Genomic DNA, 10,879 nt, shown 5'->3' with positions numbered 1-10,879 from the left:
CAGGCCAATCCCGAGACTTATTACAATCTGAGACTGCCACCATCTGCAAGAAGAAGTCAAAACCTGAAGAAACTCATTATGCGGCCGGGATTCATAGTTCACGTTTGCCGTCCTTCCGGACAAACTGAAGACGTGTGGGGATCGTGTCAATCTGCAGGACTGCGGCGACGTGACCAGCGTGCAACGAGGTACACTCGTCATCCGGTTCCGCATCACCTCTCCGCCGAATCGATTCGGGACGCTCCACGCCGCACTATGAAAACGATCGTGGCGCCCACAGCCGCAGTGGCAAGCGCCAGTAACGGGATGAGCGCCAGAAACACCATGGAAGAAACCTCATCCTTGACATCGTTCTGGAGTGCCTGCACCCGTTCCTCGATCGGGGTCTCGGCAAAGCCCGAGACGGGACCAATCGAGATTGCTGCGGCATCAAGCGAACTGTCCCACGGCATAGGAATGTCCAGACCCAACGTCGCCGGATCCTGCAAACACGTACACGGCACGGCGAGGCCTTCAACAAGCTTCGTAAGATTGGTTTCGCCAATCTGCGCACCGAGAAGCGGCGGCGCCATGAGCTTTCCCCGGCCGAACACCACGCCGACCCAATCCGGCCCGGCGGATGTAATTCCCGTGAACGCGCAAAGCAGCCGTTCCCGTGGGTCAGTACGGTCCACGTTGACACATTTGAGTTCCAAGAGCTGCCTTTTGTTCCATTTCTCGACAACCGCATCCAGCTTGCCCCGGAGGTCCCGGCCATCCGACCCGGCTGCCGCCGAATAGAGAAGCAGCGCCCACGAGTTCATGGCGTTGTGCTGGATGGCTTCGCGGGCCGGGGACCTTTCCAATATGGCAAGGTCCTCGTTGCTGGGTTCGGGCTCCCAGTGATCGATCACAAACGGGTAACGCGTAGCCGGCGAGAGGCCCACGAGCACGACGACCGGCATGCTGGGCGGCGCGGCGGGGACCCCGAGAGACGGCCAAAGCAGCGAGGGATCATCCGCATTTATGCGTTCGAGTCGCATGTTCAGCCTATTCTCGAAACCGTCCAACCACGTCTTAAGACGTGCATGGATTTGCGCGGCCAACTCATCATCGGCGTTTGCGATGACACAGAGGCGGTGAATGTCCCGGTTGCACTGCAATGCCGCGTCCCGCACACTGCCCTCGTTGCAGGCCCAGACAGGAATCGCGATGATCCCGGCCAAGCCCAACACCCAAAACGATTTGGATATGCTGTTCATATATTGCGACGACCTTTGTCGCCGACTCCGGTCCGCCGTTGCAGGCAAAATCGATAGTCAGTTACCCGGCTGCGCGCGAGCATTTACCGCACAGTCTCCGCAAGATTGATCGGGGCGCCATTCCCATCGGTGATCCGCACCCCGAGGCCCCAACTTCCGCCCAATTGAGTTACCTTCACGAGGACCTTGTTGACACCCGGTCTGGCACGCACTTTCAGCGAATCCTGGTCAGGACGGTAGGAACGCCCACCGTCGAAGCGTCCAACTTCTACTCCGTTAAACCAGCACTTGTAGCCGTCGTTGCTGCCGATCTTCAGGAGCAGCTCCTGGCCGGCATACTGGGAAAGGTCGACTTCGGCATAGGCGTAGATTGCCTGGTACTCACGGCTGCCGTAGATGCGGTCGAGGTCGACTTCTCCGTTCGCCAGTTCCGTAACGTACTCGCGCCATGTCAACGTCTTCTTACCAAGGTTGACAGGCTTGGCGATATTTACGTTCGGCTCCTCGACGAACACTTTGTCAACGGGATTGTCACGCTCATCCCACGGCACGGGGCCCATCAGGCGCCACCGCGTGATACAGCCGGACTCGCGCGCCTGACGGCATACATCCACGCCGACTTTGGTCAATGCCGCCATCACCAACCCACGACCGTCGGAACCCTGCATGCTTCCCAGAAGCTCGATCAACGCACGTACGGCTTGCTCCTTTCTTGCCGGGTCTTGGTCCGCGGTAGCGGTCAACGCGTCTATGTGGGCGCGCAGGGTTTCATCGCCGCCGTAGCAAACGACACTGCCGTCCTGAAGCACCGCCACCGCACGGTTTTCCCGGTCAATCAGCAGGCCGCCCGCGAGCGCGCCAGTGGGAAGATTCTGCTGCCACGTGACGGCCGCTCGTGCGAGATCGATGCGGCAAACACGCCAAACCGGGGCCAATACACCCGGCTGAACGATTCTGTACGCGGCTAATGCCGCGCCGTCCGCCAAAGCCAGGGCCACAACGTCCGACTTGGGAGGAATCCCCTCGATGACAACCGACGAAGGCGCAACGGAGGAGCTACCCTCGCGCGCCCATTTGGCCGTATCCGCCACGCGAGAACATCGCAGTGGAGTGAAGGGGCCGTCAACCGCGAGGACGTGTTCCTGGTTCCAGACGGGGGGAATCCGGCCCGCGCATAGCGTCTGTGGTTCTTTCGCAGCCCGTTCGGACTCGAGCCGGGAGATGTTGAACATCCCCGGATTCACCACGTTCTCGCGGGCGGAATACCGGAGGCGTCCCCCGAACACGAGGTATTCATCCTGAAACACGCCGATTTCCTCGCCGCGGTTCGCTCGCGGAGAACCGTTTCCGGGTCCCGGTCCCAAGTATTCGCCCGTCACGAGGTCGTAGGAGGCCGGCGACACGACGTTGCCTCCGGCCATCCACAACCGGCCCCCCGCGATCGCCAGTCCGCCCTGCGCGGACACGCCCTTGCGCAGCTCTGGATCGAGATGTCCGGATGTGACGTTCGCCCATTTCAGCGCGCCGGTTACAGCGTCGAGGGCATACACATACGTGCCGTCATAATCGACAATGCCGGCGGCGGCATAGGCGACCCCATCTTCGACGAGCACGCCGCTGTTCACAGGCCACGTTGAACAAAGCGCCCCATGCACCATGATGCGGCGTTCGGCGGGAGCCGCGCGAAAGCGCCACAGAAGCCGTCCAGTGGTTGCTTCAAGAGCGTAGATATACCCGTCCCCCGAGCCAACGTATGCCCGGCCATTCCAGATGGCCGGCGGTTGCATGATCGGCGCCCCAGTCTGGTGGCTCCATGCCAATGCGCCTGTCTGTGAGTCGAGCGCACGCACCTTTCCGTCGCTGCCGGCGAGAAAGATGTAGGCGCCGGCCGATGTGGGGGCGGTGGGGTTGCAGGGGTGTTCGGGCCGATACGTCCAGATCGTGCACAGTTCGTCAGATACACTCGCGCGGCTGCTTCCGCTGTGCGAGTTGCCCCCGCGATAGGCCGGCCAGTCGTCGGGAGACACATCCAAGCTTGCGGGGCTCGCCATGTCGCCCGGGCCGGGCTCGAAGCGCCCTTCCGCGGCCGAGTCGTAATCCTTCGCGAAACACATGGCCACCGTTCCCATCAACGTCAGGTTGCAGTCACAGGTCCAGGGCCCGATGTAGAGCAGTCCGTTGGCGGCGATGACTCCGTCGTTGCAGGCAGGTCGCAACGCCCCATTGAAAGACACGTTGCCGTCGATGCGATCGTACCGGGTCAATCCCTCGGGCATGCCCCGGCAAAAGAACGAGTCGGGAGTGGCCGTGAGACGCGCGCAGGACCGTTTGGCGAAGCCGAGGTCCTCCAGAATGTCACCCGACAACGGGTCGATGACGACCGTACTCCCGTCGGGGCCGATCCCCACAAGGAGGCGGCCTGCCCCGCTCGGCGCCGGCGACGCCAACACGCTGGGCACATACAGCGAGTTGGGATTGCTGGACGTCTTACGCTGGTACCACAAAAATGCGCCATCTTCCGGAGATACCGCCACCACGTTCATCCGAGTCTGCGCGGCGTAGATCAAGCTCTGAGGCGTATAGAGGCTGAAAACGGTCGTGCGGAAACCGGGTGTCGAAGAGAGTCCGACGCCCTGTTCTTCGATGAGCGCGCGTATTTTCGCATCGTCATTCAGCCACAGGGGTTCGCCGGTTTTCGCGTCAAGGCGTCCCAGGCGGGCATCCGGCGCGTAGAAGAAGACTCCGTCGTCACCAAGTACCATGGCACGAGAATCAATGGGGCAGTCTTCTGTGTGCAGCCAAAGCAAGCGGTCTTTAGAGAGGTCATACGCGGCGATGGTCGTCCCAAAACCCCATGGGACCCGTGGGGCGTAGTACCCCTGGCTCAACTCGCCCCAACTCCAGTGGCTCCGTTGGCTCCGCACGATCGTGGTTTCTGCCGGGTCCGCTTCACCCCCGGCGAGTACAAAAAGCGTGCCGTCTTTGAGTGCCATCCACTTCCATTCACCAGAAAGCTCGGGTACACGGACCTCGCGCAGTTCCTTGCCTGTCTCGGGGTCCAGCAACAGGCAGCCGTTCCCATCCAGATCAATCATGTAAAACACGTCATCGGTGGCGACAAAGGCCGAACGGTGTACGAGATAACCGTCAGGCAAACGACGCCGCCACAGTTCCAGGCCGTTGTATCCGTTCCGTGCCATCAACGTATTCAGCCAAGGCTCTTCTCGTTCGTGGTGGGCGATGTGCCCCATGGCCAGAAACGTGCGCCCGCCCGCTGCCGTGGTAATAGCCGGCATTGTGATGTAGTACGGCTCACCCATCCACTGGGTCATGTAAGGCGCTTTGATCACCGTGTCGGCGGACACGGGATTGTTGTCCGGGCTGTGCTCCCAATGACTCCAGTTGTCCACGCCGGCGAGGGGCGGTTTTGAGATTTTCGCCCAGACACCCAGCCTGTCTTTCTCCACCTTCGCGACATGTGGGTCACCCGCCGCTGTCCAACGCTTCAACTCGCTGCGCGATGACGCCTCTCCACCAGAAAAACCTACAATGGCTGTGCCCCTGGGTCTGAGGACACGCAGGATCTCCGCCAAGGTCAGTCGGGAAAGGATTCTTTCCGAGGGGTTAACCGCTACGAGCAGGTCAACTACATTGTCAGCGTGCGGCAGGCGCTCGAAAGCACATTGCTCGACGGCGAACTTCGGGACAAACAGCCGCTTCGCTTCGGCTGTTTCGCGCGCCGATATGACGTTTGAAGTCTCCGAGTCGAGCAGGTGCACAATGAAGTTGCCTGACTGGCCGATTGCGAAGGCAATGTCCGAATCGTCACAGCCGATGACCACACACACGCCGGTTTTCGTTCCAGCTTTCTCTTGTACGTGCGCGGCCAGTTCTGCGGGATCGAGCGCTACGGCATGCTCAACGCAGAAACAAGTCCCGGTCAACGCCAGGAGCAAACGGGCAACAGTCCTCCTCGTCATTGCTTATGTCCCTCCCTCTACCCCCGATCGCGGGATTGCCACCCCTTCAACCACGCGACAAACTCCGGACGCACCAAACATCCCTCTCATGCACACTGTTTGCGCCATCCCATGGTACCACAGCCGATCAAAGTAGTGTGCGGATTCCTTGGCCAGTTGTCAGCTTGTGCCGTACCTGTCGTGAAAGTTTCAGCCGGAGAGGCTGCCGTCGAGGCGGTCAAGGAGCGCCTTCATCAGGGCCAAGCCGGAATGATTCCAGCAGAAGCTATTGCCCGGCCATCGAGACCGTCTAATGCCGTGTGCTACCCGAGTACCCATTCTTGTTGCCGGGCAAGGACTTACGATAGTAGCGCGATACCATGAGACGACTCTGCACTCTGTTAGCGGGGGCAGCCCGTGGACCGCGTCAAGACATTCGCGGGGCACTATGGCACGGCGTGGGGACGCACCGCCCGGGAACGCGTGAGCACATGGACGGCCTGTTCCTATACAATCATCAGCCAGGCAAACGGTGAGGCAACATGAAGGAAAGGAAAACAGGCATGGGAGCCGACGCGCAAGGTCAACGGAGATTCACAACGGACTCGAAGAGCAAGGTGGGCCACTTCCGGGGCCTGATGCCGATCATGGCCACGCCCGTGAATGCGGATTACGAGCTCGACCTGGTGAGTCAGCGCCGGCAGGTTGAGTATTGCATCCAATGCGGGGCCGTCGCGGTCGGCCACTTCGCCTACGCCTCAGAGTTCAGAAAGATCAGTGACACGGACCGTTCGCGACTGCTTGATGTGGTGGTCGAGCAAGTGAACGGACGCATTCCCTTCTTCGCGGGCATCACAGGCAAGACCCGCTCCGACATGCTGAGATACGCGCGTGAAGCGGAGCAACGAGGAGCAGATCTTATCATGGCTTCACTCCCCTATGAGGAGGAAATTGACCAGGCAGGCGCACTGGCCCTATTCAAGGAAATTGCCGCCAGCGCGGCCCTCCCAATCATTATCCAGGACGTCCAGCAAACCACCCACGTTTTGACCGCCGGCGTCGTGATGCGAATCGCGCAAGAGACCGGACGGGTCCACTCAATAAAGGCGGAATCCGATGACTTCCTGACCAAGACAGCCGAGCTTATGGGGCGTTTCGAAGGAACCATGCAGGTCATCGGCGGCGCGGGCGGACGCCACATGATCCACCTGCTGAGACTCGGCGTTACCGCGTTCATGACCGGCACCGAAGCCGTTGAGTTGCATGCCGCGGCCGTGGCAGCTTACCTCCAAGGTGATGAGGAGAAAGCCGCAGCCATTTACTACGGCCGGATTCTTCCCTACCTGGTTTTCTACAGTTCGGATAACTGGTTGCGGAATCTCAAGATGATGCTGCACATGCGGGGCATTCTTGACACGCCAAACCTGTGCCAGCCCGAGAACGACGTCCCTCCTGCTCACGGGTCTGTCGTTATGAAGGAATATCAGTGGGCGCTCGACCGGATTGGCTGGAGAAAGACGTGGCCCAACATCCCATAGCCAAGAGGCAGAACGTTTGGTTGCCACCCTTAACTCCGCAACAACGTTATCGAATCGGACAGCGAGGCCGTATAGGATTCATGACTCAAATCCGGATTGGGCATTGGGGGAGCTGCTTCTATCACGCATGAACATTGCCGCGGCAGCCGTGCACGGTGTGACTCCGTCTCAAATCGAGCGAGATCTCCCATGACTTGTCGGTCCTCTGACTCACTGAGAAAGGTAATCGAAGCTTGGCTGAGGTTATTGGCCCTGCGTCGTCGGCAAGGAAGCTATGTCAACGACTCCCCCACACTCTGCGCTCAACTGCGAGAGCAAGGATGCGGATTGAAGGCGGAGACGGAGGGCTGATAGCATGCCCGCATGCGCTGGAGATACCCACGAGTTGCGTTTTGCTGTCTCGCGGCCGGTGCGTTGTTGTGCTTAGAGATGACCGGGGGGTGCGCCGTCATCCGCTTGGCCGATTTCTATGCGCCAGCGGTCCGTTTTGACCGTCCCAACAACAAGCCGCTGCCGCCCCGCGAAGACCCCGCTGTTACGAGCGCCGTCGATCAATGGGCGGCACTCGCCGGCGAGGAACGTCAACGGTATCCGACTCCTTACCACCTGTACGTTGACACCCCTGCTCCCGGTACGTTCGAAGGCGGCCATATCGTGGGCCTGGCATTCTCCGGGGGCGGCACGCGGGGCACGGTGTTTTGCGCAGTTTGCCTGAAGGAAATTGAACGGCTCGGACCCATTGTCGTCGACGCCCCGGACGGCCGGAAGGAGATAAACCTGCTGGATGAGGTGGACTACGTCTCCGGCGTTTCGACGGGGGCCATCCCCGCCGCCGCCTTTGCGCTGCGGCAGAGTCCGCACTGTCCGCGACAACTTGCTTACAATGGGTGGCCCGACTGCTTCAACGTCGGCGTCACCGCCTACTCGCTCAAGCGCCTGTTCATCCGGCCCGATCGTTTTCTGCGCGATATGGCGTTCGATATGAATACTCGCCCGACCGCCGCCGGCGGAGTGGCGGGGCTGTTCTTCGAAGGCAACCCCTACAAGACCGGCGGCGGACTTGCGTTTCGGGACCTTCCACCTGCCCCCGTACTTCTTATCGGGGCCACGCTTGTTGACGACCCCGGGGCGCCCTTCGTTCAAACGCGTATGCCCTACCGCTACGCACTCGACAAGTATCCGGAGCTTCCCTGGGGCGTTGGCGTCCAGAGTTTTGAGAGTTTCCATTCCGATCCCATGGTGTACGCCCTTGGTGAGGCCTGCTACAACAGTTCAGCATATCCTGGGTTCCTGCGCGCGGGGCTCATGAGAATGCAGGACGACCCGGGTTGGATTCTTGAGAATCTCGAGCCGCAAACGCGCGAACGCATGGCGAAGGCGCGATTCCAGAGCGGATTCGAGCACACCTACACCATAAAAGACGGGGGCCTCGTCGACAACCGCGGCATCGATCCCATCGACCGGCTCTTCGAGACCCTTGTTGAAAAGGGCACGGCCAAGAGCCAGCCCCTGCTCATCGCCCTTGATGCCGGGTATCGCGAGCTCCGTAAACCCGAACCGGGCCGGCGCCTCATCAAGAAGGGATGGATGACCGAGGCCTACGATTCCTCAAGCGCCGCTTGGCGCACTGGACAGGAAGCCTACGAGCGGCTCCACGAGGAACACGTCGAAGCCGGCCTTTATGCGCTGGCGCGGTTTCGATACGTCGCTTGGTTGCGTTATTTGCGGCCGGAAGACGTACTCAAGCCCTCCGGCTCCTGCCAGCCGGGTCCCGATGCCGCTGAACCGGAACAGCCTTGTCCCGCGACGGACTATCTCACGGATTTATGTCGAAGGGAGCCTCTGGTCGGCAATCCCGCCCGCCTCCTCGAAATCACTCGGGCCGTCGGGACCACCTTGGGTAAACTCACCCCTTCCGAAATGGCTGCCATCCGCATCACGGCCCGGTTTGCCGTCTGGCACGAGAAGGATGCGCTGCTCGATTGGGCTTCCGCCCGCCACAACGGCGCCCCCGCGCGTTTCGCATACCCACAGAACTCCGCACGGTTTGTCAGCGATTGAAACGTGTGGAGCACGAGTTATCGGCACGGACAACCACGAATTGCGATGATTAGCGCCGGATGGATTCTCGGGGGGACAGATCGAATGTTTCATTCGCCCGAGCTTGAATGATGGATCGGTTTCGTGCCCCTGCACCTCCGTAGATTTGGAATGGAGGGCCGCCAACGGGATTCACCCGCTGATACGGGACTACGACCCCGCCTCTATCCGCAATGCATACGCGCACTCGCAGGGCATCTTCCCGGCAGGGACGCCAGGAATCGTTACGGTCAGCGCGTCGTCGTCCTGAGTCCACAATGTCTCGTGCGGCAATCCCAAGATCCTGATCTCTGAGCCGGGCACCGCCCGGACGGAATTCAGAACGACCGGCTCTTCAGGCCATGCCGGCAAGATAGCATAGACGTATTTGCCGTCTTTGCTCTGCGTGTATCGGGTGTCGCCCTCTCTCGTCACACGATGCCGCCGCGTGGCATAGATGGCCTCTCCATTCACTTTGAGCCACGCGCCCAACGCATTTAGACGCGTCACCTCCATCTCCGCCAAAGCGCCGGGACCTGTGAGGTTCACTATCAGCAGCAGGTTTCCCCCTTGCGAGACCGTGTCCACAAACAGCTGAATAAGCTGCGCGGACGAAAGGACGTTATCGTCCTCGTCCTCGCGATTGTATCCGTAGGACTGGCCGATGGGCCGGCACTCTTCCCATTTGTGCGTGAGCGACAGGTTGCCATCGTGGAACTCGCTCGTGAAAAAATCCCCGTGTCTGGCACGCGTGCCTGCCCCGAAACGGTCATTGACGGCCACGGCCTTGCGGCCCTCGGCATTGTTGTAGAAGAACGCCGTGATATCCCATGTGCCCCGGGCTTCAGGCGGCAAATCCCATTCACCATCAAACCACAGAATGTCAGGATCATACTTCACGATGAATTCCCTAGCTTGCGGCACAATGTACTCGGCCACAAAATCGCGGACCGGCCGTTTGCCGCCGATCTTGCCCCGCATCTCCTTTTTATCGTAAGGCATGACCCGCACCGGCCCTTGGCCCCATAGCCGCACGTGCTTGGCGCCCTGCTCGTCAATGGTCGGATATTCCCATTCGTCCACCGAGAAATAGAAACCGAACTTGAGCCCGCGTGCGCGGCACGCTTCAACCATGGGCCGGATCAGATCGCGCTTCGGTCCCATGTCCACTGCATCACGCTCGGTATAACTGCAATCCCAAAGACAGAACCCGTCGTGGTGTTTGCAGAACGGCACGATGTATTTCATACCGGCGCCGAGAGCGAGCTCCGCCAGCGCTTCCGCGTTGTACTTCCTCGCGGTAAACAGAGAAATGAAATCATCGCGCTCAAACGATTCACCCCACGTTTTCTGGTGGTAGTCGCGCGCCTCCTCTCGGTACATGTTGAACAGATACCAGTCGGGGTACATGGCGCCCTGGGGTTTGCGGGCCGCCCACCCCGCCACCGAATACAGGCCCCAATCGACGAACATCCCCAGTTTGGCATCGTCAAACCATTCCGGCGCCGAATGCCGGTCCAGCGATTCCCACACCGGTTTATACGGACCTTCCGCGTCTTTCATCTTCATAGACCCCTTTTCGCTCGAACCATGTGCCGCAAGCGATGCCGAAAAGGCACACTCTGTCCACCATGCAATGGGGAACCAACGGCAGCATGTGATATACATGACTCATGCTTTATCTTCGGCACAAACGCCGCGCTTTCGGCAACTGCACCCTCCCTGAGGGCTTCAGATTATCTCTCTTGAGGCAGCATTCCTCAAAGAAAGCTCGGTCCAGCCACAGAAGGTTACGATACTATGCGGCAAGGCTTTGATTCCCGCGAGTTCCTGCACCCGTTTCAAACCCTTTTTCAAGCCGGCGCGGTAGTCCCTTTTGCCATCGTTAGCGCGCAGGCACGGACGCCTGCACCACAAGAATGCCGCCAAGGAGGCCCGTGCTCCAAGGGCCCGCAAGGTCATGTCCGGAGCCCCGCAAGGGGCGGGAGGCCGTAGCCCAGGGCAAGCCACGCGGAACGCGTGGCGCAGCCCTGGGTATCGCACCCTCCTCCAATCAGCCCCG

Annotated in this window: 5 protein-coding genes; 2 read left to right on the top strand and 3 right to left on the bottom strand. The window is 60.4% G+C overall.

Going from position 1 to position 10,879, the window contains the following annotated elements; all coding sequences use genetic code 11:
* Window positions 1–212: 212 nt before the first annotated feature.
* Window positions 213–1,241: a hypothetical protein gene (locus tag PLJ71_09215; protein HQM48857.1), complete on the bottom strand. Its 1,029-nt coding sequence runs from the start codon at window positions 1,239–1,241 to the stop codon at window positions 213–215.
* 83 nt (window positions 1,242–1,324) lie between these two features.
* A complete protein-coding gene (locus PLJ71_09210) occupies window positions 1,325–5,221 on the bottom strand; it encodes a PQQ-binding-like beta-propeller repeat protein (GenBank protein HQM48856.1) in 3,897 nt (1,298 codons plus the stop codon).
* A gap of 542 nt (window positions 5,222–5,763) precedes the next feature.
* Here PLJ71_09210 and PLJ71_09205 point away from each other — a divergent pair.
* Both PLJ71_09205 and PLJ71_09200 read left to right on the top strand, forming a co-directional pair.
* Window positions 5,764–6,738: a dihydrodipicolinate synthase family protein gene (locus PLJ71_09205; GenBank protein ID HQM48855.1), complete on the top strand. Its 975-nt coding sequence runs from the start codon at window positions 5,764–5,766 to the stop codon at window positions 6,736–6,738.
* 429 nt (window positions 6,739–7,167) lie between these two features.
* Window positions 7,168–8,799, top strand: coding sequence for a patatin-like phospholipase family protein (locus PLJ71_09200; protein HQM48854.1), 1,632 nt, complete (start codon window positions 7,168–7,170; stop codon window positions 8,797–8,799).
* Between the two features lie 189 nt (window positions 8,800–8,988).
* On the opposite strand, the gene PLJ71_09195 is transcribed toward PLJ71_09200, so the two are convergent.
* A complete protein-coding gene (locus PLJ71_09195) occupies window positions 8,989–10,380 on the bottom strand; it encodes an alpha-L-fucosidase (protein HQM48853.1) in 1,392 nt (463 codons plus the stop codon).
* Window positions 10,381–10,879: the final 499 nt, after the last annotated feature.

The sequence above is a fragment of the Candidatus Hydrogenedentota bacterium genome (genome assembly GCA_035416745.1).
GTDB lineage: Bacteria > Hydrogenedentota > Hydrogenedentia > Hydrogenedentales > SLHB01 > UBA2224.
The sequence above is the reverse complement of the archived record's forward strand: the minus strand, read 5'-3'. Positions and strand labels throughout refer to the sequence as shown.